Origin of the sequence: Clostridium perfringens, from assembly GCF_016027375.1 — a bacterium.
GTDB lineage: Bacteria > Bacillota > Clostridia > Clostridiales > Clostridiaceae > Sarcina > Sarcina perfringens.
The window spans coordinates 907668-932345 of record NZ_CP065681.1 but is presented as its reverse complement, the minus strand read 5'-3'; the positions used below and the strand labels follow the sequence as shown (position 1 = coordinate 932345).

The window sequence follows — 24678 nt, the reverse complement described above, 5'->3', positions numbered from 1 at the left end:
ACTACTTGTTTTTTAATTTATTTATTAACTCTTTCATATCCTCTGGAAGATCTGCCCTTAAGCTTAAAGGTTCCTTGGTCTTTGGACTATAAAAATCTAATCCATAAGCATGCAGTGCCTGTCTTGATATAAACTCTTCATCCTCTGTTCCATATAAAGAATCTCCAAATATAGGATGACCTAAACTGCTTAGATGCACTCTTATCTGATGTGTTCTCCCAGTTTCTAGTAAACATTCAACTAAATCGGCACCATTATAACTTTCTATAACCTTGTAGTGAGTTATGCTCTCTTGCCCTCTTTCATCTACAACCCTTTTTATAGTATCCTCTGCTGGTCTATAAATTGGTCTATTGATAGTTCCTTCTTTTTCTTCTAAATTTCCATGAACTATAGCTAAATATCTTTTTTGAAATTTATCAGTTTTCATTTCATTAGATAAAACCATATGAGCATATTGATTTTTACCTATGATTATAAGTCCTGAAGTATTCATATCTAATCTACTAACTAGTCTAACTATACAATCTTGATTACTCTCTTTAAAGTAATATAATATACCATTAGCTAAGGTTCCATTAGGATGGCTTCTTGTAGGATGTACAACCATAAAAGGTTTCTTATTTAAAACTAATATGTCACTATCCTCATAAACTATTTCTATATCCATTTTTTCTGGTTCAATATTTTGAGATTCCTTTTTTGAAAGCTCGATTTTTATCTCTTCACCAGTTTTAACAACATAGTTCATCTTTACAGCAACACCATCTACCTTAATTCTCTTGTCTATGGCTGCACTTCTTATTAATCTTGAAGACAATCCTAACTCTTCTTTTAAAAATTCTCTTATTTTTCTTTTATCATACTCTTTAGTTATTTTACTTTCTAAAATACTCATTTCATCTCTCCGAAATTTTTAAAGTCTTTTCCTAGTAATATTACTACATCATAGTTTCCATTTCCATCATACTTAGATGAAATGCCCTTTTTAATGTTATCTATCTTTAAATCATTTTCCATAAAAGCTCTAGAACTTTCATCCTTTATCAAAATCTCTGATTTTTCTCTTGGATCTCCATTTCCAACATCAACTTTATCATATCCGTTTTCATTTAATTGTTTTTGTACATTTGCAGCTAAGCCATTTATTTTTGTACAATTTAAAACTTTTATGGATAAATCTCCTCTAGCAGCACTAGGAATAACATTTTTTCTTCCACTTAAATTACTACTGTTTAATTGACTTCTTAATTCTTTAGTAGCCTTTTCATCAGGAATATAATAAGAAACATTTCCAACATATTTACCTTCTCCAGGTAAAGTCATCATTTTTATATTATTCTTATCAGTCTCTAATCCTTTAAGTCCATATGCAACAGTAACATCTAAAGGAATATTAGTTTCTATATTTTTATTTAAAATCTCTGCTATACTATCTATCTTTGTTATGGTAGATACTGATAGAACCTTATCTATTACAGCATTTATAAACTTTTGTTGATTTTTTATTCTATCAACATCTCCATTGGCTAATCCTGTACCATCATTATTTTTTCTCCATCTAAAAAACTCTTCAGCTTTTTTACCATCTAGGTGTACAGTTTCTCCCTTGTTGAAATGTATGTGTAAATCCTGCCCTGGATCGTCATAGTTCATATCCTGCTCTATATACATGTCAATTCCACCAATAGCATCTATTATGCCTCTAAAGCCTTCATAATCAACTTTAACAACATAATCAACCTTAACGCCTAATATATTTCCAACAAGCTGTTTAACAAGCTTTTCTCCCCCAATTGGGTAAGCAGCATTTATTTTTTGAGACTTTCCTCCAATTTTTACTCTAGTATCTCTAGGTATAGATATTAACTTAGCCTCTTTTGTTATAGGATCAAAGTTTGCTAGAATTATGGTATCTGTTCTTTTAGCATCTTTATTTGATACATCACTTGTATCACCAATATCCATTCCTAATAAGAGTACATTAATTGGCTCTTCAACCTTTATTACATCCTGTTTTACGTCTTTAACTATATTAAAAACTTCCCCTAAAAAACTGCCATATTTAAAATAAAAATATCCAAAAATACTTATAAAAAAAATAAGAATAAAAGCTAAAGCACCTAAAATTACTCTTTTTACCAAGCTTTTTTTATTGATATTTTTCTTATCTTGTCTTTTTTCAAATCTATTTTCTTCATTCCCCATATAACCCTCTCCAATTATTTGATTATTTTTCTTGCATTATTAAGAAATTTCTTGCTTCTATAGTTAAGGGATGTATTAAATTGCCTTGTTTTATTACAAATAAAATTGTATTTTCTAAGCCTTTTAATACTCCTTTATCTAAATCTTCTCTTGTTATTTCTCTTAATTCTTCAACCCCTGGGAAATCTCTACCTGGCTCAATATAGTCAGCTATATATATTATTTTTTCTAGAGTACTCATATCTTTTTTGGCTAAAGTATGATATTTCACAGCATCTAAAACCATTTCATCCTCTATTCCAAACTTTTCTTTAGCTACTATGGCACTGACAAATCCATGTAAAACTTGAGGTGATTTTAAGGTTATTTCATCTAGTTCATAACCATGCTCTTCTAATATTTTCACTTGTTCATCTACAGGAATATATTTTGCTACATCATGAATTAATGCAGCTAATTCTGCCTTTTGTATATCTTCTCCATTTATTTTAGCAAGTTCTTTAGCAGTTTCAACAACCCCTAAAGTATGTGAGTATCTACTTCCCTTAATAGTCTCTTTAACATAATTATTTATTTCCTCTAATGACCACATAGTTACTCTCTCCTATACAAATTATATTTATCTATTATATCCACTACACCTGGCGGTAAAAAGAATTTAACTTCTAGAGAATCATGAACTCTTTCTCTTATAAGAGTAGAACTTATCTCTATATTAAGTAAATCTAAATATACTATATTAGTACAATATTCTCTATCAAACTCTTCTTTCCTCTTTAATAAATCATTTTTATCAAATCCAGGTCTATTAAAAACCACTAAATTACTAAATTTAAAAATTTCATTTATATTTTTCCATGAATTTAGGTTTATAAGACAATCTGCTCCGGTTATGAAATAGAGCTCTACTTCTTTAAAACTTTCATGTAAATATCTTAAAGTTTCATAAGTAAAGCTCAATCCTTTTTTCTCTATTTCATAGTTATTTATGGAAAAAAAGCTATATGGCTCTATAGCTTTTTTAACCATTTCATATCTAATTATTTCATCAGTTATATCTTTCCACTTCTTATGAGGTGGATTGCCTGCTGGCATGAATATAACTTCATCTAGTTCTAATATTTTATAGGCTTCATAAGCTATATAAATATGGCCTATGTGTATTGGGTCAAAAGTTCCACCAAATACTCCTATTTTTTTCATATTACTTCCCTTTTTTAGGTAATTCTATCTTAGGATTATTTTTTGATGCTCTGTAAAGAACTATTTTGTTTCCTATAGATTGAACCCCTTCACATCCTAATCTTTCACAGATGAAATTTGAAGCTTCTCTTGTCTCTAATCCACTATTTTCAAGAACATTTATTTTTAAAATTTCTCTTGCTTCTAAAGCATCATCAACTTGCTTTAAAAAGTTATCTTCTATTCCATTTTTACCTATTTGAAATATAGGAGTTAATTTAGCACCTAATCCTCTTAAATATGCTCTTTGTTTTGTTGTTATCATTATTTATCCTCCATTAATTATAGTAAGTATTCAAACTCAAAGTCGTTTAATCTTACCATATCTCCATCTTCTATTCCCATTTCTCTTAACTCATGGAATATTCCTTTATTATTAAGAACCTTATGGAAATATCTTAATGAATCAGGATCATTTACATTAACAGCTAATAATAATCTGTCTACAAATGAACCTTCTACTACATAAACCTTTAATCCATCTTCTTCTATTGGATTTATAGTATATGTAAACTTCTTATCCTCTGGAATGAATCTTTCATCTTCTGGGATTTCTAAATCAGTAACAGGAATATCTTTAAGCATTCTAGCCGCTTCTTTTATTACTTCCTCTACTCCTTGTGAAGTAGCTGCTGACATTTTAAATACCTTATCAAATCCCATTTTATTAACTTCAGCTTTGAAGTTTTCAAAAATTTCTTCATCAAATAACATATCGCATTTATTTGCTACTACTATTTGAGGTCTATCCCAAAGTTTAACACTGTAGTTCTTTAATTCTTCGTTGATTCTCTTGAAGTCTTCAACTGCGTCTCTTCCTTCAACTCCTGAAATATCAACAACATGTATTAAAAGTCTTGTTCTTTCTATATGTCTTAAGAAGTCTAATCCAAGACCTACACCCTCTGAAGCTCCTTCTATAATACCTGGTACGTCTGCCATAACAAATGGCTCTATTCCTGGTACAGCAACAACTCCTAAATTAGGTTTTAAAGTTGTGAAGTGATAGTTAGCTATCTTTGGTTTAGCCTTAGTTACCACTGAAAGTAATGTTGATTTTCCAACGTTAGGGAATCCTAAAAGACCTACGTCTGCTAATAGTTTTAATTCTAAAGCAACCCATCTTTCTTCCCCTGGCATTCCTGGCTCAGCAAAAGTTGGCGCCTGTCTTGTAGGTGTACAGAACTTACAATTTCCCTTACCACCTTTTCCTCCTCTACAGATTGTATATGTATCATCTCTATGAGAAAGGTCTGCCATTACCTTATTAGTTTCAACATCTCTTATTATAGTTCCCATTGGAACCTTTATTGTTAAATTTTCACCATCTCTTCCGTAACACTTAGAACCTTGACCGTCTTGTCCTCTGCCTGCTACGAATTTTCTCTTATATTTGAAATCTAAAAGAGTTGTCATTCCTGGATCTACTACAAAAGTAACATCTCCACCTTTTCCACCATCTCCACCATCTGGTCCACCAAGTGGAACGTATTTTTCTCTTCTAAAAGAAACAGAACCATGACCACCATCTCCAGATTTCACAAATATCTTGGCCGTATCTATAAACATGTTTTCTCACCTTGCTTTCTCTATAAAATGTTCCTTTTTAGTATATTATAACCTTACTTTAATATAAAAACACAGCTTTTTTAATGCTATGTTCTTATATGGTTAAATTTTTTATTATTAATCAAAAAGCACCCTAAGTAAGGGTGCTTTTATAAAACTAAATATATTATTCAGCTATAACTTCTTCTACGTTTACTGGGTAAACAGAAGCTTTTTTCTTGTCTCTTCCAAGTCTTTCGTATTTAACAACACCATCGATCTTAGCGAATAAAGTATCGTCTCCACCTTTACCTACGTTAGCACCTGGATGAATCTTTGTTCCTCTTTGTCTTACTAAGATGTTTCCAGCAAGAACGAATTGTCCATCTGCACATTTAACACCAAGTCTTTTAGCTTCAGAATCTCTACCGTTCTTTGAGCTACCAACCCCTTTTTTATGTGCAAATAATTGAAGGTTCATTTTTAACATAGTCTACACCTCCTCTTTTATTATCTCTATATATTTACAACGCGTTTTCTTTCCTAAACTGCTATCCAGCCCTAGGACTAGACTCGCTAAGCTCATTTCAAAAGTTTTAAGTAAAACTTGAGCTTCAACTATTTCTTCATGGGTAAACCCATTCAGATCTAGTTTTAAATATCCATCACTCATTTCATAGTTTACATTAAGTTTTAAAACTTCATCTAAACCAATGATTGCACTTTGAGATAATACTGATACGGAATTACATATCATATCGTACGCCTCTCCAGCTAGAATAGCATCTCTGCATTCCATTGCGTGTCCTTTAATAGTGAAGGAAATTATGTTATCTTCTTTTGATTGAAATTTAACTCTAATCATATCAGAAAATTAAGCTTCGATCTTTTCGATAACGATCTTAGTGTAAGGTTGTCTGTGACCATTTTTTCTTCTGTAGTCTTTCTTTCTTTTGTATTTGAATACAACAACTTTCTTAGCTTTTCCTTGAGCTAATACTTTTGCTACAACCTTAGCACCCTCAACTACTGGTGCACCAACTTTGATTTCTCCGTCTTTAGCGACTGCAAGAACTTCTGTTAATTCAACTGTTGAGTCAACTTCAGCGTTAAGTTTTTCAACGAATAATACGTCTCCTTCTTGAACTCTGTATTGTTTTCCTCCTGTAGTTAATACTGCGTACATTAAAACACCTCCTCATAACGGTCTCGCCACTTAAGGTAAACTAATTAAAGTTATTTTTAAAACCTATTCGTGAGCGGTTTACAAAAGCCATTCTATCATAGCTAAAGCCTTTTGTAAAGCTAAATTTAATATTTTTCGATATTCTTCACCAAATACTCTTTTACGCTTTCTATTTGATTTTTAAAGATCAATGGTTCTACTTTATAAAAGTCTTTAGATTCTTGAAAATTCAAGTAAATATTTAAATCTAATGCTCCAATTTCTTTTAAAAACTCAAAAATATTTCCTCTAATATCTTTTTCATAAATAGAGTTTATTTCTATATGGAAATCTTTTATCTTTCCTTCTCCATTTTTCTTCAAAATCTCATTTCTTAAAAGAAGATTTATATAAGATAACTTTAATCTCTTTCCATGACCATTGCATGCTAAGCAATTTTCTTCTATATATTCATAAATACTTTTTCCTTTTCTATATCTTGTTATTTGTACCAATCCAAGTTCTGTAAAAGGAAAAATTTTAGCTCTTTGGCTATCACTTTTAAATTCATCTTTTAATATTTCTAATATTTTTTTCTTGTTTTCCTGTGAACACATATCTATGAAATCAACTAATATTATTCCACCTAAATTTCTAATTTTAATTTGTCTAGCAATTTCTATTGCTGCATTTTTATTAGTTTCATAAGCAGTTTTTTCTTTATTTTTATGATTTGTATTCTTACCTGAATTAACATCTATAACATACATAGCCTCTGTTTTTTCTATAACTATGTCTCCGCCACAATTTAAATTAACTCTATTATTTCTAAGGCTAAGAATTTCTTTTTCAATACCATAATAATCAAAAAGACTTCTGGCATCATCATAAAGAATTACTTTTAGATATTCAGAATTAGAAATACTATCTTTTATTCTTTCGTAATCTTCTATAGAATCAACAATTATTGAAGAAGTATAAGCATCAATGTCATCTCTAATTATCTTATTAATAAGGTCTCCTTTACCCAATAATCTTTTTGGATTTAAGGAGAATTTACCTTCTCTAATAACCTCTTTATAGTTTCTATATAGTTCTTCTATTTCTTCTTGAATCTCAAAAATACTAGCTGATTGGGCTTTTGTCCTAACAGTAACCCCTAATTCACTTGGTTTTATCAATGAATTTTCAAGTTCTTTTTTAAACTCTAGATTTTCTATCTTTCTTGAAATTGAAATATCATTTCTTGAAGTTTCTAAGACGCAATATCTTCCTGCTAAAGATATTTTTGAAGTAACTTTTGCCCCTTTACTTCCAAATTGCTCTTTTAATACTTCAACGATTATTCCATCTCCTTGTTTAAGATCTTTCTCATCTTCTCCAAGTATCATATAGGCCTGTTTACTATACCCAATATCTATAAAGGCACTCTTTATTCCTGGAACTACTCTTTTCACTATACCTTTATATATCTCTCCTTGAACAGGTTCTAGACTCTCTTCTTCTATATAGCACTCACTTAAAAGATTATTTTTCTTTATGGCAACCCTTAATAAATTTTCTCTTCTTTCTACGTATATATCTCTCATGAATTCACTTCCTAATTTAGATGTATTTATATAGAGGAACTAATGTATTCCCTTTGTATGCATACATCTCAACTCTTTTTATTTCTACGAAAGCTTCTTCATTAACATTTGATGTATTTTCTTTTATAACATTTGCTAAAAGATCTGCTGAAAGATTTTCTCTACTTCCACAGCTTATAGTTGTATTTACAATTAAATAATTGTCCTTAGTCCAACATTTAAAATCTTTTATAAATGGTTTTATATCAGCTTCTTTTTCGCCTTTTTTAGTTCTTTTTATTGTTATTATTTCTTTTTGAGCCATTAAAGCATTAACTTCTTCTTCAGCCTTAGAAATATCATTATATCTTATTTTTATTGTATAATTTGCAGCATCTAAAAGAGCCATAGCTGCTGGTAATCTCTTAACATTGTGTATAACTGGACTCTTTGAAACTTCTAAAAATCTAATACCATTTGCTGAGAATTCATTTAACTTTTCTTTTACTGCCTCTTCATTCATATCTTCAGTTAAATTTAAGTCTAGATAATCTCCCTCAGAATATACACCAACTGATAAAGGTTGTGCTATTGCTAAGGCCATATGAGGGTTAAATCCTTTTGAATATTCAACTGGAAGCTCAGCTCTTCTTACTATTCTTTGAATTGTTCTCATTAAATCTAAGTGAGAAACAAATTTTATATCTGCATCTTTAGTAAATTTAATTAAGTATCGCACCTTCAAAACACTCCCCATCTTTAAAGTTTACATTTACTCCACAACCTGTACATCCTTTTCTACAGTTTTGAGTAGGTTCACCAGTTTTAGCTTTTTCATTTTCTCTTTCAAGATATTTTCTTGTTACTCCAATATCTATGAAATCCCATGGTAAAATTTCATCGTAGCTTCTTTGTCTGTAAACATAGAAATCTCCATCTACATTACACTCAGCTAAAGCTTCTTGCCATAATTCAAAGTCAAAGTATTCTGACCATCCGTCGAATTTAGCACCTTTTTCGTAAGCTTTTATTAATACATCACAAAGTCTTCTATCTCCTCTAGCTAAAACAGCTTCCATATATGATGTTTTTTGCTCATGATAGTTATAAACTATGCTTCTTGATTTTATAGCACCTTTAACAGCATTGATTTTCTCAGTTACAATGTCCATTTTTTCCATTGGTGCCCATTGGAATGGTGTAAATGGTTTTGGTACAAGAATAGAAGTACTTACAGTAATTCTAAGTCCTTTATTTCTTATATGTTTAGGTACAGCAAAGTATTGATCAGCTATTTTTTCTGCTAATAATCCTATTTCTGCAGCATCCTCAACTGTTTCATAAGGAACTCCAAGTATAAAGTATAATTTTATTGTACTCCATCCTGATTCAAAAGCATTTTTAGCTGCTTCTAATATTCTTTCCTCTGATAATCCTTTATTTATAACATCTCTCATTCTTTGAGAACCAGCCTCTGGCGCAAAAGTTAAACCAGTTTTTCTAACCTTTTGAATTTCTTTTAATAGATCAACTGAGAAAGCATCTACTCTTATTGATGGTAGGGCAACACTTACATTATTCTTTCCGTGCTCTTCTATAAGATCTTTCACTAATCCTTGAATATCAGAATAATCACAAGTACTTAGTGAAACTAATGAAACCTCATCATATCCTGTAGCTTTAAGCATTTTTCTAGCTTGATCTAATAAAGTTTTTCTGCTCTTTTCTCTAACTGGTCTGTATATCATTCCAGCTTGACAGAATCTACATCCATTAGTACATCCTCTAAATAATTCTAAAACAACTCTGTCATGAACTATTTCACTATAAGGTACTATTAAACTTTCTGGGAAATCAACTTGGTCAAAGTTATTTATGATTCTCTTTTTAACCTTTTTAGGTACATCATCGTACTTAGGTATAAATTCTTTTATTGTTCCGTCTTCGTTGTATGTAACATCATATAATGATGGAATATAAACACTTGGAATATGACTAGCTTCTCTTAAATAAGCTTCCTTATTAAAGTTATCTTTATGTTTTTGATAAAGATCTAAAAGATCATTTAATCCTTCTTCACCTTCACCTAATTGGAATATGTCAACTATATCATATAAAGGCTCTGGGTTATATGCACAAGGTCCACCAGCTATTACTAAAGGATCCTTCTCTGTTCTTTCTGATGCTCTAAGTGGAATTCCACCCATATTTAGCATATTTAATATATTTGTATAACTCATTTCGTATTGAAGAGTAAATGCTAAAAAGTTGAATTCATTTATAGGATCTTTAGTTTCTAAAGCGTATAAAGGAATATTATTCTCTCTCATAAGCTTTTCCATGTCTGGCCATGGAGCATATACTCTTTCACAATATGTATCTTTTCTTTGATTTAAAACATGATATAAAATTCTTGATCCTAAGTGAGACATCCCTACTTCATAAACATCTGGGAAGCAAAATCCAAATCTTATATCAACTTCTTTTGGGTCTTTTATCACTTCATTAAGTTCTCCACCTACGTATCTAGATGGCTTCTCAACTCTATATAAAATATCATCAGTTATTCTTACCATTTAGTTTCCTCCTACATTTTTATAAAATATTAAAGCTAATATCTATAATAAAAAGAGAAGTATACCTCTTTATACTTCTCTCATATTAACAATTTCTATTCTATCACAAAGAATAATTATAACCAATATATTTATTCTTTTCTATACTTAATGTAATATTCTCTTAAATTAATGTTTCCAATTGTCTTTAAAGTCTCTATTATTTCATTTTCTCTTAAGACATAAAGCAAATTCATTTCTTCATCTAAAACATAAAATATATTAAATCTATTTTTATCAATAATTCTAAGAAGATTAACCATATCTTGTTCACAATATACAGAAGTTACTCTACTGTCTATGTATTTCTTATTAATTAATCGTTCCCTCTTTTTCGTTATATCACCCATAATTATATACATTACCTTTCTTCTCTCATTATAACTTAAATAGATTATAAATATTCCTGCTAATATACTAGTTATATTTATTTCACCTAAAATCACAATTCCTAATATAGACAACAAAATAAATGCTATTCCAAATGAATAGCTTATCTTCATCAATATATTATTGACATCCTTAAAAATCATCTTCTCCTCTAATATTGCCCCTAATATTTTCCCTCCATCTAAGGGATAGGTAGGAAGCAAATTAAAAATAAATAGAACTAAATTTATTTCATAGGTAGAATAAATATATTCACTTTTAAAAATTAATTTATAAATGCAGAAAAAAATCATGGCAACAATTCCATTTAAAATAGGACCTGCAAAGCATACTATTAATTTTTCTCTTGAACTTAAATCTTCATAATCTTTTATCTCTAATCTAGCTCCTAGAATATGAAGTTTAAATTTCTCTGACTCTATATTTAATTTTAATAAAACAAAATAATGAGCTAATTCATGTATTATAATCCAAAAAAAAGCTAAAGCTAAGTTAAATTTAAATCCTAAAATAAAAAATGTAACAAGCTGTATAAGTATCTTTTTATCGATTTTCACTGCTTATCTCCTAAAAACCTCATGCTTTCTTCTGGATTAACATACTCATTTTTAAATAATACCTGAATTATTACACCTTTTACTTTTTCATTCTCAGATGAAATACCTATTTTCTCTCCCTCTTCTATACTGTCCCCTTCTTTTTTTACCACCTCTTCTAAATTGTGATATAAAACTTCTAAGTCATCATAATAATTCATCTTCACAGTATATGTTCCATTTTCATTTTTCACTTCACTTATGGTTCCTTTTAAAAGACTTTTTACCTCTCCCTTTGAACCACTTAAATAAAGATTTTTTTCCTTTAAATTATTATTTTCCAAAGTTTTGACTTCTCCATTAAAAGGAATTACCTTACTTTCCTTTAAAAAGTCTATAGATTCCTTCTCAATAACCTGAAAATTATTAAAAGCACTTACTTCCCCACTATTTTCAGATACCTTTTCTTCACTAGCTTGTTTAGGTTCTTTTTTTAAATTAGAATTCTCTAAATTAAAACCATCCTTTATTCCACTACTAATAGTAGCTACTATTTTACTTTCATTTAAATCTAAGTTTTTATAGTATCCATCAGTTGATATTACCTCTTTAAATTTTCTACTTAATCCTACTAAAAATTCATTTTCTACTTGTCCCATTAAAAAAAAGCTAGAAAAAATAAAAAAGCCTAAAACCGATGAGAAAACAACTTCCTTAATTACGTATTTTCCCAAACTATCTTTCTCTCTTCTCTTATAAGAGCCTTTAGTTTTGAAATTCACCTCATGATTAGGAGAAGTTTTTCTTGTCTTATTTATTTTTCTATAATACTTCTCATATTCTTTGTTATAGCTACCCATTTTTTCTTCTCCTTTCTAGAAATCTTTAATTATACTTAATATATATTTTTTTTATGCATCTTATAGAACTTTTATTACAAAGTGAAATATAATAGATATAAAAAAAATAAAAGTATTAAAATCATTATTGATCTTAATACTTTTATTTTTATTAGAATTTTAACTTTTTCTTTCTCATAGATATGTTTAAAACCAAGGCTATACTCACTATAGTTGTAAGCAATGAACTTCCTCCATAGCTTACTAATGGTAATGTTATTCCTGTTATAGGCATTATACCTATTGTCATTCCTATATTTTGTAATATAGCAAATATAAAATAAGAGGCAAATCCAACACATATTATGGAGCCAAATATATCCTTGGAGGTTTTAGCCGTCATTATTATTCTATATATCATTATTGCGTATAATAATAATAGTACCATTCCTCCTACGGTTCCCCAATGTTCACCTATTACAGCGAATATAAAGTCTGTTTGCCTTTCTGGTACGAATTCTGAGGAATAACCACCAACTTCTCCATTTAAATCTAACCCAGTTCCAAAGAATCCTCCAGATCCAATCCCTATTTTTGATTGAGTTAATTGAAGATTTATACCTAACTCATCTCCATCAGGATTTAAGAATCCAACAAGTCTATCCTTTTGATAGTCTTTTATAAGCCCTGAATTCCAAACTAAGGCTATTGCCACTATTATTGATAAAAGCCCTGCACCTATTACTTTCATATCTAATCCAGCTGCAAAGAATATACCAAGTGCTATGAAAAATGAAACCATAGTCATACCCATGTCAGGTTGTACAACTATAAATATCATTGGTATTATTGCATACATGGCAACCTTAATAAAATTTCTAAAGTCATTTATTCTTAAATCAACTTGTTCCATCTTCTTGGCCAGCATAAGTATCATGGCCGTTTTGGCCAGTTCCGAGGGCTGAATACTTACAGGACCTAATACAATCCATCCTCTAGCACCATTTATTACACTTCCTGCAAATCTGGTTATTATAAGTAGAACTATGGATCCCCAATAGAATATCTCAACATAATTATAAATTATGTTATAATTCCAAAGTAATATTATGTACAATGCAGCCATTGATATTATAAACCATATTAACTGTTTCTTAGCGAAAAAAAATCCTCTTTGAGACTTTGTCCCTAAGTATATGTTTAATATTCCAAACAGTACTATTAATATCATAGATACTAAAAGCTTATAATCAATTTCTCTTCTTAGTTTACTATCTAGTTTTAGTCTACTAAGCATTATAGTACCTCCATAAATTTTATTTATTTAACATAACTATTTATATAATACTTTATTTTTACCTATTTTCAATTACAAAATTCTGAACTTTTTAAAAGACTAATAAAAAGCTATCTCAAAAAATTTGAAATAGCTTATATTTTTAAATTATCTAGCTTTACCTTTTATATTTTTTATTGGTATATTTGCTACTAAAGATGGTGACTCTCCTTCTATTGGATTTGACTTTGTAACAGTTATGTCAACATCCTCATTTTCAATCTCTACATATTTAGAAAGTACATCTAATATTTCAAGTCTTATTTTATCTAAAACTTCATCTGATAGTTCCCCTCTATCATGGATTAAAATAACCTTTAATCTATCCTTAGCAACTTGTTTCGGCGTAGGTCTACTAGAAAAAACATTTAAAAAACTCATTTTCTCTCACCTACCCTCTTCTAAACAACTTTAATATAGAACTAAATATTCCTTGATGTTCTGTGTTTAAATCCATTATTGGAACATCTTCTCCTATTATTCTTCTACCTATATTTCTAAATGCTTGTCCTGCACTTGCTTTTTCATCTAGTACTATAGGCTCTCCTTTATTAGTAGAAACTGTTATGTTTCTATCATCTGGAACAACGCCTAAAAGTTTTACAGAAAGAGTTTCTATAATATCTGAAATGTCTAGCATATCGCCTTTTTTAGTCATTTCATAATTTAATCTATTTACTATAACCTCATGATTTTCTAATCCCTTAGCATCAAGTTTTCCAATAACTCTATCAGCATCTCTTACAGAAGTTATTTCTGGATTAACTACTACGATAGCTCTATCTGCCCCAACTATGGCATTTTCAAATCCTTGCTCTATACCAGCTGGGCAATCTAAAATTACATAATCAAACTCTTCTTTTAATTCATTTACTAATCTTAACATTTGCTCAGGACTTATATCATTTTTATCCTTAGTTTGAGCAGTAGGTAATAAGTATAAATTATTAAATCTCTTATCTCTTATTAAAGCTTGTTTAGTTCTACATCTATTTTCAATTACATCAATTACTGTATAAACAATTCTATTTTCTAATCCCATTAACACATCTAAATTTCTTAGACCTGTATCTCCATCAACAACGACTACCTTTTTCCCTTGTGCCGCTAAAGCTGTTCCAATGTTAGCTGTAGTAGTTGTTTTTCCAACTCCACCTTTTCCTGATGTTATTACTATCGATACTCCCATTACTTTCCCTCCATTAAATTATGTAATATTAATAAGAATATTTATCCGGTAAATAAGGCTCTACAATTATATTATTTTCATTCAATCTAGCCACCTCCGGATATCCTGTTTTCTCAAAATCATCCGGTGATATTGTTATTTTACCTGATATAGAAATTAATTCTGGTTCTAAAGAATAGGCCGCTATTATGGCATTTTCATTTCCATTATCTCCTGCAAAAACCTTTCCTTTTAAGTCACCTAGCACAATTACATTTCCATGTGCTCTAACTTCTCCCCCATTATTAACATCACCAATTATTATCAAATTACCTGCGTAATTTAAACATTGACCACTTCTAACAGTTTTTCTTACAAATTTTGTTCTTCCCTCATAAACTCCCGAAAAAACACTACTTTGCTTTTCTAATCGTTCTTCAAATATACAATCCTTTATAAGTATCTCATCAAAAAGTACATCTTTCAACTTTGATATTTGTCTTTCATTTATATATTTTAAATCAGTAGTTACAGTTAAAGTAGCCCCTTTATAAAACTTTTTTCCTCTACTTAACTTCTCTACTAAAGAATCAAGCATTTCATCAAAATTACCAAACTTGTCCATATTTATTATGGCATTTATTCCTAGTTTATTTCCTTTTATAAAAATTCTATCATCACGCATAGTAAATTACTATCCTCCAAGTATCCAACCCCTTTTATTCTTAAGGTAAATTATACATTAAATTAATTCTCACTTTATATTATATAAAGTATTTTTAATTTATAAAAGGACTTTATGAAATAAAGTAGTAAAATTTTGAAAAAATCAATCGTATTTTAAAAACCTATTTATAATTTGTTTAATTATTTCATTAAAATAGTAATAATAATTTAAAAACCCACAGAAATTAATTCTGTAGGTTTTATATTAATGAGCTTTATTTTCATCTACTTTAGTTTTATCATTTTGATTATTGTTATCTTGATTATTATTTTGAGATTTATCATCCTCTTTTTTATTTTCAGAATTATTATCTTGTGATCCTTCAACTGGTTTTCCTGAAGAATCTAATTCTGCATTTTCTACCTTACTATTTATATTTGAATCCTTGATAGCTTCTAAAGGTGGATTCAATGAATAATCATAAGCAGCTCCATCAAGATTTGTTGGCGTATACCCCGGATAATCCTTCTTTAACTCTTCTCTAAAATAAGTTTCATAAATAGTTCTTGCTATAAATGATCCATAATATCCATGACCACCATCATAAAGAACTGTTGCCACAGCAATCTTAGGATTATCTAGTGGAGCAAAGGAAATATAAACCCCGTAGTCTGTTCTTCCATAATCTGATTGGTCATTTCTGAAAGTAGCAGTACCAGTTTTACCAGCTGTAACTATTGGAAATCTTGACATTATATACTGTGCCGATCCTACAGCATTAACTCTTCTCATACCTTCTTTAACAGCATCTAAAGTATCTTTTGACATATTAACTTTATTTAAAACTTCTGGTTTAAATTCTTCTACTAAATTTCCTTGAGCATCAGTTATTTTATCAACTAAATGTGTTTTATATCTTGTTCCTCCATTTGCTAAGGTTGCCACATAACTTGCTAGCTGAACAGGAGTAAAGTTACTTATACTCTGTCCTATAGCAGAGTCAGTAAGGTTTCTTGGTGAAACTATTTGGTAAGCTATATCTCCAACAACCCAAGCAACTATTCTTTGAACTGTTAAGTTTATTGCCTTATCAACTTTTTCATCTTCATCCTTACCTTTTATTCCATTAAAGTTTTTAATACTTTCTTGATAGGCAGAATCTAAATTATATAAAGTTTTAAAATCCTTTTTTAAAGACTCACTTAAAGCTTTTTCATCAATAGTATTTCCATCTCCAAGCTTATTTAAGGAATTCTCTATATCTTTTTTTATAGATTCCTTAGCCGCTGCTAACTCTTTAGAATCCCTATCATTAACCCCTATATTAACCTGTGGAAAATCAGGAGAAGGAGAATTAACAAAGGTTCCCTTTTCAAGAGAATCAACTAAAGTAAATCTCATAAGAGCTATTGTTTGATTTTTAAAAGATTCAAAATTATAAACCTGACCAAAATTTTCAGATATTTCAATTCCTGTTGAAGCCTTTTTATCTGAATTTGGATCAACACCTAATCCAAACTGCCATGCATATTTTGCAATAGAATCTAAAGCTTCCGTACTACTCTTCTTATATCTTCCATCTCCATATGGATCTCCACCATTTTTATAATACATCTTTACAGCAGAGTCAAAATAATATGAGTTTGATGAATGTTCTAATGCAGTATATAAATCTGCATATCCTGTATAGTTTTTATCTCTTGGCCAGTTTGCAGGATTTTTACCAAATATCTCTGGATATGTCTGACCAAAGTTTTGTCCATTAGCATAAACTGTTGAACTTGGAGTTATAACCTTATCCTCTAAGGCAGCCACACTAGTAACAGGTTTAAAAGTAGATCCTGGTGGAATCATCCCTAAAGTAGCATAGTTATAGAATCTTTTTGGATAAAGATCATATAAATCTTCCCTTAATCCAGTTTTTGAATTTTTAGGGAAAAGATCATCTACTGTTTTATTTAAAGCATTTCTAGCTATAAACTGCTGTGCAAAGGCTTCATAGTCTGGTTGGAAGTATTCCTTCGCCACAACTGGATCTAACTCTCCCTTAGCAAACTCATTTGGATTAAATCCTGGATAACTTACTAAAGCTAAAACCTTTCCTGTATCTACTTCTATAGCTACTGCCGCTCCTCTTGTTGCATTCTTAGTATTGGCATCTGAATCTAATGTATTTCTTGTTTGAAGAAAATCTAAAAGATATTTCATTGAAGTTTCTGCTGAATATTGAATATCCTTATCTATAGTTAAATGCACATTATTTCCTGGATAAGATTCTAAGTCATAAAGTTCCTCTTTCTTTCTACCAGAAGAGTTTACCTTAACTGTAGTTCCTCCCTTAACACCTTTTAGTTCATTTTCAAAGGCTGCTTCTATACCAGCTTTTCCTATTAAGTCAGTAGAAGCATCATATCCTCTTGCTTCATACTTAGCTTTTTGATCTCCATTTATAGAAGCTACATATCCTAAGAATGAAGACCCTAATTCATTATATGGATAGTATCTCATTGGCTCTATGCTTACATCTATTCCTGGTAAATCATTAAGTCTTTGATAGAATATAAATGCAGTTTCTTTGTTTATATCCTTAGCTATTGTAACAGGCTTATATCCTGAGAAACTTTGCATTTTCATAGCATTTTTAACAAGCATATATCCTCTTATATCTTGAAGAGAATATTTCTTTAACAATATATCTGTTATCTCTTTTGGTTCCATATTTTTATATGACTTAACCTCTTCCTCTGTAGGATTTAAAACGTCATATAATTGATATTCCTTTACTAAGAAATTAAAAGCCTCATCTGGAGTAATCTTTAGAAGTTCGTTATCTATTTGGTCTTCTTCCTCAGCAGTTAAATCTCCTTCTTTATTCTTAAAAAGAACATTTTTAACCTTATCACCCATTCCAATATCTTTTAAAAGTCTTAGTTTTTCAGTATCACCTGAAACATCAAAATAAAGTTCTCCATTTTCATTAATTCTAATCTTAAAATTATCTAATATACTTTGATTATTTTCTTTTAAAATAGAATAAACTTTATCTATAGTAGTATAAAAGTTTTTCTTAGATTCATCTGTTTCAGTAAATGTTAATGTGTATGTTTGTCTATTAGTAGCTAAAATGTCCCCATTTGAATCATAAATTTTACCTCTTGGAGCCTGTTCTGATAGAAATCTCATAGATCTAGTATCAGCTCTTTGTTTAAATTCTTCATAATTAAATACTTGAAGATAAACTAATCTTGCTACTATAGATACAAATACTATTATCATTATTCCTATGAGAATTTTATATCTATCTATAGGCGTTTTTCCATTTATTGAACTTCTCATGTAACCACCTATTTTTCACTTATTTTCCATTCTCTTTTCATAAGATCTCTGTTGCATAATTTATAAACCCAATTATACATAAAGAATCCTATAACTACGTTATAAAGTACCATAATCCAAAAGCTTAATAAGTTTATTCTTATATTAATTAAATTTAATATAAATGCCACTATAAAAAACTTTATTATGGTAAGTAAACCTACTGATAGTACCGGAATTGTTTTTTTATGCTTAAATACACTTTCCCCAATATACGCAGCTATTAAGCACACTAACATATTTACTAACATATTTACCCCAAAGACATTTACAAAATAAACATCTTGAAGGAAACCTGATAAAACTCCTATAAATACCGCTTCCCAATACCCACTCATAAGAGCATATAGTACAGCAAAGGTGAATAATAAACTAGGATAAACACCTTTTATAGAGAAAAAAGGTACCAGAGTATTATCTACTATAAATAGTAAAAGACATATTAATATTAGTATTAATCTTTTCACTTTACTCCCTCTTTTCTAATACTTAACTATACCATCTCTCTCTGATGGTGGTACAACTACAAATAATTCTTGTAAATTATTAAAATCAACATATGTTTTTAATATAGCGGTTTTCATAACTTTAACATCATCTGATTGTACTGATGTTACTTCACCAATTCTTATTCCTTTAGGATAATATCCTCCAAGGCCTGAAGTAACTACTGTCTCACCTTCTTTTATTGTAGAATTCATAGGTAAGTTAGTTATCTCTGCTTGCATCTCACTACCATTTCTATATCCTTTAACTATTCCGTCTCCTGAATTGCTATCTCCTTCAATAGTTGCTGCAACAGCTACGTTTTCATTTAATAAAGTCTGTATTTTTGACCAGTTTGAGTGAACTTCTGTTACAACTCCCACTAATCCTTCTGGAGAAATCACTATGTAATCTTTTTTAATCCCTTCACTTGATCCTTTATCAATAGTGTAACCTTCTACAAAGCTATTTCCGCTTTTTCCTATTATGTTTGTACCGATATATTTATATTGATTATTTTCCTTAGAAAAATCAACTATTCCTCTTAAAACATCATTTTGACGCTTTAACTCATTGTATTCAACTAATTGATTTTCTAATTCTAAATTTTTCTTTTTTAAATCATTATTTTCATTCTTAACATCTGAAAAGTTATAGAAGAAATCAAAGACATCATGAACTTTATCACTTATTGTGTATACAACCTTCTGCACAGGGTTTAAAACAGTACCAACTCCACCTGAAATTGGATTTTTAGAATCACTCTTAACAGTAAATATAATTATTCCTAAAAAGGCAACTGACAGTACTATAACAGTTACTGCCAGTTTATTCTTGAAGAATTTCATATTCTATCCTCTTTGTTGTTTAACTATTAGATCAAACTTATCTAACGCTTTTCCTGTACCTAGTGCAACACAGTCAAGAGGTGATTCTGCTATATGAACAGGCATTCCTGTTTCTTTATATATAAGTTCATCTAGTCCTTTTAGGAATGCTCCTCCTCCAGCAAGCATTATTCCTTTATCCATGATATCAGCTGCTAATTCTGGTGGTGTTTTTTCTAAAGTAGTTTTGATTGATTCTATTATTGATGAAACCGGCTCTTTTAAAGCGTTTCTTATTTGTCCTGCATCAACCACAACAACCTTAGGAAGTCCTGATATTAAATCTCTTCCTTTTATGTCCATTGTTTGTTCTTCTTCATTCTCATCAACTTTGTAAGCTGATCCAATTTCCATTTTTATTTGCTCTGCTGTTCTCTCACCTATCATTAAGTTAAATTCTCTCTTAATGTAGTTTATGATTGATTGGTCTAACTCATCTCCAGCAACTCTTAATGATTTACTAGTAACTATTCCACCTAGTGATATGATAGCAACCTCAGTAGTACCTCCACCGATATCAACTATCATACTTCCTGTAGGCTCATCAACTGGAAGTCCTGCTCCGATTGCAGCAGCCATTGGCTCTTCCATTAATATTACGTCTCTTGCTCCTGCTTGCTTAGTAGCTTCTTCTATTGCTCTTCTTTCAACTTCAGTTACTCCTGAAGGGAAGCATACTATTATTCTTGGGCTTGTGAATGCACTTTTGTTTGTTATCTTTTCTATGAATCTCTTAAGCATTGTTTGAGTAACATCGAAATCAGCAATAACTCCATCTTTTAATGGTCTTATAGCCACTATGTTTCCTGGTGTTCTACCTATCATTTGCTTAGCTTCAGTACCAACAGCTAATGATTTTTTTGTTAAGTTGTTTATAGCAACAACTGAAGGTTCTCTTAATACGATCCCCTTTCCTTTAACGAACACTAGAGTATTTGCAGTTCCTAAATCTATACCCATGTCTTTTGTCATTCCAAAATTAAATAAACCCATTTTTAATCCCCTTTCCTAATCACAATATGTCTTTTTCTTTAAGACTTATGAATCTGTTATCTCCTATTATTAAATGATCTAAAAGCTCAATACCCATCATTTTTCCACACTCTTTTAGTCTTGTTGTTATGTTTATATCATCTCTACTAGGTGTTGGGTCTCCTGAAGGATGATTGTGACATATAATTATAGATGCTGCGCTATCTTTAACAGCCTCTCTAAATATCTCTCTTGGGTGTACTAAAGAAGAATTTAGCCCACCTTTAAAAATTTCTTTTTTAGATATTACTTTATTTTTAGTATCAAGGTTTATTAGAATCAACACTTCCTGACGTAGCATTCTAAGTTCATCTAAAACCAATTTTGCTACATCTGATGGCTTTGAAATTTTAACCTGCGTTAACTCAGAAACCTTAAATCTCTTATATAATTCACACATGGCTAAAATTTGAGTTGCCTTAGCTTCCTTAACACCTTTTACCTCCATAAGCTCCTTTGCTGAAGCTTTAAAAAGTCCATTCAATCCACCAACACTATGTATTATTCTATAAGACAATTCAACTACATTTGAATCCTTATTTCCAGTTCTAAGAATTATAGCTAAAAGTTCCTCATTAGATAAAAACTGAGCTCCATAAAAAAGTAGTTTTTCTCTTGGCCTCTCACCAGATGGAATTTCATTAATTCTTATATTTTTAGACATATTACAACTCCTTATTTAGAAATTAACATGCCCATTGAAAGTAATTTTAAAGTATTGTTATGTCATAGTTTTCTAATGCTTTATATAGTTTATTCAAGGGCAATCCCATGACATTGTAATAACATCCCTTTATTTCCTCTACAAAAGCACCACCTAAGCCTTGAATTCCATAAGCTCCTGCTTTATCCATAGGCTCACCAGAATTTATGTAATTTCTTATCTGTCTAGGATTTAATTCTGAAAATCTTACTTCTGTACAGTCGCAATCAGTCACTACAGTATCATCATAAGTATTTATTAAACAAATACCTGAATATACCTTATGAGTATTACCACTTAATGAAGATAACATACTAAAAGCATCCTCTTCATTTTTAGGCTTTTCCAAAACTTTTCCATCTTGAAAAACAACTGTATCCGCAGCAATAACTATAGATGGCTCATTAAGTCTTTTTGAAACCTCTATAGCTTTATTTCTAGACAAATCTTTAACATACTTTTCAATATCTCCCTTAAAGTCTATAGTATTTTCATCAAAGTTTGACTGAACTACTTCAAATTCTTTAACTATTTTTTCAAGAATCTCAACTCTTCTTGGAGATTTTGATGCTAAAATAACCTTCATTTTTCCACCTTACCTTATATCTAAAAAACTTTTGAATAATCTTATTTTTCCTTAAATAAGGTCTTGTATTCTTTATCCTATATAGTTTATCATTTATTATTTTTATAAACAAGTATAAATGTACGTGTATAGTAAATTATAAAGAAAAAAATGAAAGAGAATTTAACTCTTTCATTTTCATTATAATTTAAAAATATGTTACTATAAATTAAAAATAAATTACAATTATTTGTTTACTTTAAAATTATTTAAAGTATTAAACACTATTTGGTAACTTTCTTCTATATTTTTTTTAGTTATTTCATCTGGAATTTTATTTATACCATCTTTTAATTCTTTAAACACTTTAAAATACTCAGAATCACTGTGTTCCTCTAAGCTATTAACCCATTCTTTAAACTCTGTTGTCTTAACACCCTTAACAGAATCCTCTTTTAATTTATTTATTATATTTACATAACCATTTACTATCTCTATAATCTCATTACTACACACATCAGTCTTTGGAATCATAAATCTTCCCTTTGTATTACTAACACCTTTTTCATTTAACTCATTAGAAAGTTTAGTAGCTTCTTCTTCATTTCCAATGTGGACTATTACCCTATAATTTTCCGCTTCACTTAAGGATACTGCAATATAATCATCTTCTAATTGAGCCTTTACATTATTTGCATTCTCTTTATTTGAGTAGAAACCACATTGAATCATTACATACTCTTGTCCACCTACACTTTCAGCCATTACTTTATTATCTTTCGGCTTTTCATCTTCTTTTGCTGCTTTGTTATTTTCCTTATCTTTCTCACTTGTCTCTTTATTTTCTCCAGAAGTTGCTTCTATTCTTTCCTTTTCTGCTGTTTTCTTTCCTTCAGGCCATATAAACTTAGACATTGCAGTTGATATTACAAGTGCCACAACAATTACCCCAATAAAAAGTAATATAAAGCTTTTACCATCATTGTTATTATTGTTGTTATGTCCATTACTCCTTTTTTTATTCTTTACATCAATTCTAGTGTACTTCACCCTTCCCCCAACCTTTCTTTTAATTTAACTTTACTAAGCATTTTTCTTTTTACAAATTATGTAAAGCCCCTCTTTATATATTTATTTTACATAATTTGTAAAATTCCTTCTTTTAATTTTATTTTTCTTAAATTTTACATTTTAATAATAAATAAAAAGCTTTATTGAAATTTGCTTTTAGAATTCAAATCAATAAATTCCATAAAGCATTATTTTCAATAAAGCTTAAAAACTAAACTAATATATTATTTTAATAACAATTTATTTATCTAACAAATGATATTTTGCATAAAACTCTGGTGTTCCTAAACTTCTCTTAGATATAAGTCCTCCGTGATAATCAGATCCACCTGTTATTATTAGATTATTTTTTGTACAATAATCTACTAAATATTTTATTGTATCCTCATCATGGTGAGGATGATAACACTCTATTCCATCTACACCCCAGTTTTTAAATAATTCTAACATTTCATCTAATTTAAATTGAGACTTTCCATACTTAGGGTGAGCTAAAACAACAATTCCATTAGCTTTTTTTATAGTTTCTATAACTTCTTTAGGATGAGGAAAATCTGGATATTTCAAAGCTCTTTCACCAACAAATATTTTATTAAAAAACTCATCAATATTTTTGCATATTCCTCTATCAATTAAAAAGTTAAGAGTTTTCCATCCCCCCTTTGAAGGATCATGTTCATAAGACAAATAATCTTCAAAATCTATATCATATCCAGCATCAATTAATTGCTTTATTGAATTATCGTCTTTCTCTTGAAGCAATCTATCATTATTTTCTATTAAACTCATTAACTCTTTATTGTTTTTATCAAAATTATAAGCTAATATGTGAAACTGTTCTCCATTTATTATGCTTGAAACCTCTACCCCTGGAATGAATTTAATATCCATTTCTTCAGTTAAATCTTGCATTTCCTCTAAGCTTCCTATAGAGTCATGATCTGTAACTGAAAATAGTTTTATGTCTTTTTCTACTATTTCCTTTAATAACTCCTTTGGTGTAAGTGTTCCATCAGAAGCTCTAGTATGCATATGTAAATCAGTTCTTACTAAATTCATGTCTATATCCTCCCATAGTCTAATATGTTTATTATTTATTATTTACTATTTAATTTATTTATTCTTTTTATATGTTTATTTATATCTCTCTATAAAAGAATAAGGCTGTATCTAGCCTCAATAGTAAAACTTATAAGTAATATTATAGATAAAATTTAGAATTTAAATTCTTCTCATAGAAATTATAGGCTTAAGCTAAGTTCAAAGCTTTATAAGGA

The 24678-nt window shown here is 29.6% G+C and carries 26 protein-coding genes; all 26 read right to left on the bottom strand.

Going from position 1 to position 24678, the window contains the following annotated elements; genetic code table 11:
• Position 1: 1 nt before the first annotated feature.
• The 26 genes from I6G60_RS04735 to I6G60_RS04610 all read right to left on the bottom strand — a co-directional run bounded on the left by I6G60_RS04735 (position 2) and on the right by I6G60_RS04610 (position 24460).
• Positions 2–898 (bottom strand): RluA family pseudouridine synthase, encoded by an 897-nt coding sequence (locus I6G60_RS04735; RefSeq protein ID WP_003478580.1) that lies wholly within the window; start codon positions 896–898, stop codon positions 2–4.
• Positions 895–2208 carry an LCP family protein gene (locus I6G60_RS04730; RefSeq protein WP_004457738.1) on the bottom strand — a complete coding sequence of 438 codons (1314 nt, stop codon included), beginning with the start codon at positions 2206–2208 and terminating at the stop codon, positions 895–897. Before I6G60_RS04730 ends, I6G60_RS04735 begins: the two co-directional genes overlap by 4 nt.
• A gap of 22 nt (positions 2209–2230) precedes the next feature.
• Positions 2231–2800: a bis(5'-nucleosyl)-tetraphosphatase (symmetrical) YqeK gene (gene yqeK, locus I6G60_RS04725; RefSeq protein ID WP_004457794.1), complete on the bottom strand. Its 570-nt coding sequence runs from the start codon at positions 2798–2800 to the stop codon at positions 2231–2233.
• 2 nt (positions 2801–2802) lie between these two features.
• The gene (gene nadD / locus I6G60_RS04720) at positions 2803–3411 is read right to left on the bottom strand and encodes a nicotinate-nucleotide adenylyltransferase (RefSeq protein ID WP_003453701.1); all 609 of its coding nucleotides are present in this window, start codon (positions 3409–3411) and stop codon (positions 2803–2805) included.
• Position 3412: 1 nt separating this feature from the next.
• Positions 3413–3715, bottom strand: coding sequence for a ribosome assembly RNA-binding protein YhbY (yhbY, locus tag I6G60_RS04715; RefSeq protein WP_003453740.1), 303 nt, complete (start codon positions 3713–3715; stop codon positions 3413–3415).
• A gap of 17 nt (positions 3716–3732) precedes the next feature.
• Positions 3733–5019: a GTPase ObgE gene (gene obgE / locus I6G60_RS04710; RefSeq protein WP_003454769.1), complete on the bottom strand. Its 1287-nt coding sequence runs from the start codon at positions 5017–5019 to the stop codon at positions 3733–3735.
• Between the two features lie 166 nt (positions 5020–5185).
• Positions 5186–5488, bottom strand: coding sequence for a 50S ribosomal protein L27 (gene rpmA, locus I6G60_RS04705; RefSeq protein WP_003454907.1), 303 nt, complete (start codon positions 5486–5488; stop codon positions 5186–5188).
• A 3-nt stretch (positions 5489–5491) separates the two neighbouring features.
• Positions 5492–5863, bottom strand: coding sequence for a ribosomal-processing cysteine protease Prp (locus I6G60_RS04700; RefSeq protein ID WP_011592937.1), 372 nt, complete (start codon positions 5861–5863; stop codon positions 5492–5494).
• 9 nt (positions 5864–5872) lie between these two features.
• The gene (rplU, locus tag I6G60_RS04695; RefSeq protein ID WP_003452389.1) at positions 5873–6184 is read right to left on the bottom strand and encodes a 50S ribosomal protein L21; all 312 of its coding nucleotides are present in this window, start codon (positions 6182–6184) and stop codon (positions 5873–5875) included.
• Between the two features lie 125 nt (positions 6185–6309).
• Positions 6310–7752: an Rne/Rng family ribonuclease gene (locus I6G60_RS04690; RefSeq protein ID WP_110071577.1), complete on the bottom strand. Its 1443-nt coding sequence runs from the start codon at positions 7750–7752 to the stop codon at positions 6310–6312.
• Positions 7753–7768: 16 nt separating this feature from the next.
• Complete coding sequence (locus I6G60_RS04685) at positions 7769–8470, bottom strand: TIGR03936 family radical SAM-associated protein (RefSeq protein WP_004457828.1); 702 nt, start codon at positions 8468–8470, stop codon at positions 7769–7771.
• Entirely contained in the window at positions 8454–10307 is a 1854-nt protein-coding gene (locus tag I6G60_RS04680; RefSeq protein WP_004457875.1) for a TIGR03960 family B12-binding radical SAM protein, read from the bottom strand. The genes I6G60_RS04685 and I6G60_RS04680 overlap by 17 nt, the downstream gene beginning before the upstream one ends.
• A gap of 131 nt (positions 10308–10438) precedes the next feature.
• Positions 10439–11293 carry a site-2 protease family protein gene (locus I6G60_RS04675; RefSeq protein WP_004457745.1) on the bottom strand — a complete coding sequence of 285 codons (855 nt, stop codon included), beginning with the start codon at positions 11291–11293 and terminating at the stop codon, positions 10439–10441.
• Positions 11290–12132, bottom strand: coding sequence for a peptidoglycan DD-metalloendopeptidase family protein (locus I6G60_RS04670; protein WP_004457838.1), 843 nt, complete (start codon positions 12130–12132; stop codon positions 11290–11292). The genes I6G60_RS04675 and I6G60_RS04670 overlap by 4 nt, the downstream gene beginning before the upstream one ends.
• A 151-nt stretch (positions 12133–12283) precedes the next feature.
• On the bottom strand, positions 12284–13408 hold the full coding sequence (gene rodA / locus I6G60_RS04665; protein WP_003454998.1) for a rod shape-determining protein RodA: 1125 nt from the start codon (positions 13406–13408) through the stop codon (positions 12284–12286).
• A 147-nt stretch (positions 13409–13555) separates the two neighbouring features.
• A complete protein-coding gene (minE, locus tag I6G60_RS04660) occupies positions 13556–13828 on the bottom strand; it encodes a cell division topological specificity factor MinE (RefSeq protein WP_003452508.1) in 273 nt (90 codons plus the stop codon).
• Positions 13829–13838: 10 nt separating this feature from the next.
• Entirely contained in the window at positions 13839–14636 is a 798-nt protein-coding gene (gene minD, locus I6G60_RS04655) for a septum site-determining protein MinD (protein WP_003452408.1), read from the bottom strand.
• Between the two features lie 28 nt (positions 14637–14664).
• Positions 14665–15300, bottom strand: coding sequence for a septum site-determining protein MinC (minC, locus tag I6G60_RS04650; RefSeq protein ID WP_003452463.1), 636 nt, complete (start codon positions 15298–15300; stop codon positions 14665–14667).
• 246 nt (positions 15301–15546) lie between these two features.
• Entirely contained in the window at positions 15547–18618 is a 3072-nt protein-coding gene (locus I6G60_RS04645) for a penicillin-binding transpeptidase domain-containing protein (protein WP_164811445.1), read from the bottom strand.
• Positions 18619–18626: 8 nt separating this feature from the next.
• Positions 18627–19124 (bottom strand): rod shape-determining protein MreD, encoded by a 498-nt coding sequence (gene mreD, locus I6G60_RS04640; RefSeq protein WP_003455077.1) that lies wholly within the window; start codon positions 19122–19124, stop codon positions 18627–18629.
• A 15-nt stretch (positions 19125–19139) separates the two neighbouring features.
• Entirely contained in the window at positions 19140–19991 is an 852-nt protein-coding gene (gene mreC, locus I6G60_RS04635; protein ID WP_003452517.1) for a rod shape-determining protein MreC, read from the bottom strand.
• Between the two features lie 3 nt (positions 19992–19994).
• On the bottom strand, positions 19995–21023 hold the full coding sequence (locus I6G60_RS04630; protein ID WP_003452282.1) for a rod shape-determining protein: 1029 nt from the start codon (positions 21021–21023) through the stop codon (positions 19995–19997).
• 19 nt (positions 21024–21042) lie between these two features.
• Positions 21043–21726 carry a RadC family protein gene (gene radC / locus I6G60_RS04625; protein ID WP_003471078.1) on the bottom strand — a complete coding sequence of 228 codons (684 nt, stop codon included), beginning with the start codon at positions 21724–21726 and terminating at the stop codon, positions 21043–21045.
• Between the two features lie 46 nt (positions 21727–21772).
• Positions 21773–22351 carry a Maf-like protein gene (locus tag I6G60_RS04620; RefSeq protein ID WP_197925630.1) on the bottom strand — a complete coding sequence of 193 codons (579 nt, stop codon included), beginning with the start codon at positions 22349–22351 and terminating at the stop codon, positions 21773–21775.
• Between the two features lie 225 nt (positions 22352–22576).
• On the bottom strand, positions 22577–23380 hold the full coding sequence (locus I6G60_RS04615) for an SPOR domain-containing protein (protein ID WP_003470699.1): 804 nt from the start codon (positions 23378–23380) through the stop codon (positions 22577–22579).
• Between the two features lie 261 nt (positions 23381–23641).
• The gene (locus I6G60_RS04610) at positions 23642–24460 is read right to left on the bottom strand and encodes a PHP domain-containing protein (protein WP_164810672.1); all 819 of its coding nucleotides are present in this window, start codon (positions 24458–24460) and stop codon (positions 23642–23644) included.
• Between the last annotated feature and the right edge of the window lie 218 nt (positions 24461–24678).

Bases quoted from the DNA above. Each gene is read 5' to 3' on its own strand.
- I6G60_RS04630 (WP_003452282.1), bottom strand. From the start codon at position 21,023: ATGGGTTTATTTAATTTTGGAATGACAAAAGACATGGGTATAGATTTA.
- I6G60_RS04735 (WP_003478580.1), bottom strand. From the start codon at position 898: ATGAGTATTTTAGAAAGTAAAATAACTAAAGAGTATGATAAAAGAAAA.
- minE (WP_003452508.1), bottom strand. From the start codon at position 13,828: ATGAGTTTTTTAAATGTTTTTTCTAGTAGACCTACGCCGAAACAAGTT.
- minC (WP_003452463.1), bottom strand. From the start codon at position 15,300: ATGCGTGATGATAGAATTTTTATAAAAGGAAATAAACTAGGAATAAAT.
- I6G60_RS04700 (WP_011592937.1), bottom strand. From the start codon at position 5,863: ATGATTAGAGTTAAATTTCAATCAAAAGAAGATAACATAATTTCCTTC.
- rplU (WP_003452389.1), bottom strand. From the start codon at position 6,184: ATGTACGCAGTATTAACTACAGGAGGAAAACAATACAGAGTTCAAGAA.
- yhbY (WP_003453740.1), bottom strand. From the start codon at position 3,715: ATGATAACAACAAAACAAAGAGCATATTTAAGAGGATTAGGTGCTAAA.
- yqeK (WP_004457794.1), bottom strand. From the start codon at position 2,800: ATGTGGTCATTAGAGGAAATAAATAATTATGTTAAAGAGACTATTAAG.
- I6G60_RS04690 (WP_110071577.1), bottom strand. From the start codon at position 7,752: ATGAGAGATATATACGTAGAAAGAAGAGAAAATTTATTAAGGGTTGCC.
- obgE (WP_003454769.1), bottom strand. From the start codon at position 5,019: ATGTTTATAGATACGGCCAAGATATTTGTGAAATCTGGAGATGGTGGT.
- I6G60_RS04620 (WP_197925630.1), bottom strand. From the start codon at position 22,351: ATGAAGGTTATTTTAGCATCAAAATCTCCAAGAAGAGTTGAGATTCTT.
- I6G60_RS04610 (WP_164810672.1), bottom strand. From the start codon at position 24,460: ATGAATTTAGTAAGAACTGATTTACATATGCATACTAGAGCTTCTGAT.
- rpmA (WP_003454907.1), bottom strand. From the start codon at position 5,488: ATGTTAAAAATGAACCTTCAATTATTTGCACATAAAAAAGGGGTTGGT.
- I6G60_RS04645 (WP_164811445.1), bottom strand. From the start codon at position 18,618: ATGAGAAGTTCAATAAATGGAAAAACGCCTATAGATAGATATAAAATT.
- minD (WP_003452408.1), bottom strand. From the start codon at position 14,636: ATGGGAGTATCGATAGTAATAACATCAGGAAAAGGTGGAGTTGGAAAA.
- mreC (WP_003452517.1), bottom strand. From the start codon at position 19,991: ATGAAATTCTTCAAGAATAAACTGGCAGTAACTGTTATAGTACTGTCA.
- I6G60_RS04680 (WP_004457875.1), bottom strand. From the start codon at position 10,307: ATGGTAAGAATAACTGATGATATTTTATATAGAGTTGAGAAGCCATCT.
- I6G60_RS04730 (WP_004457738.1), bottom strand. From the start codon at position 2,208: ATGGGGAATGAAGAAAATAGATTTGAAAAAAGACAAGATAAGAAAAAT.
- rodA (WP_003454998.1), bottom strand. From the start codon at position 13,408: ATGCTTAGTAGACTAAAACTAGATAGTAAACTAAGAAGAGAAATTGAT.
- I6G60_RS04670 (WP_004457838.1), bottom strand. From the start codon at position 12,132: ATGGGTAGCTATAACAAAGAATATGAGAAGTATTATAGAAAAATAAAT.
- nadD (WP_003453701.1), bottom strand. From the start codon at position 3,411: ATGAAAAAAATAGGAGTATTTGGTGGAACTTTTGACCCAATACACATA.
- radC (WP_003471078.1), bottom strand. From the start codon at position 21,726: ATGTCTAAAAATATAAGAATTAATGAAATTCCATCTGGTGAGAGGCCA.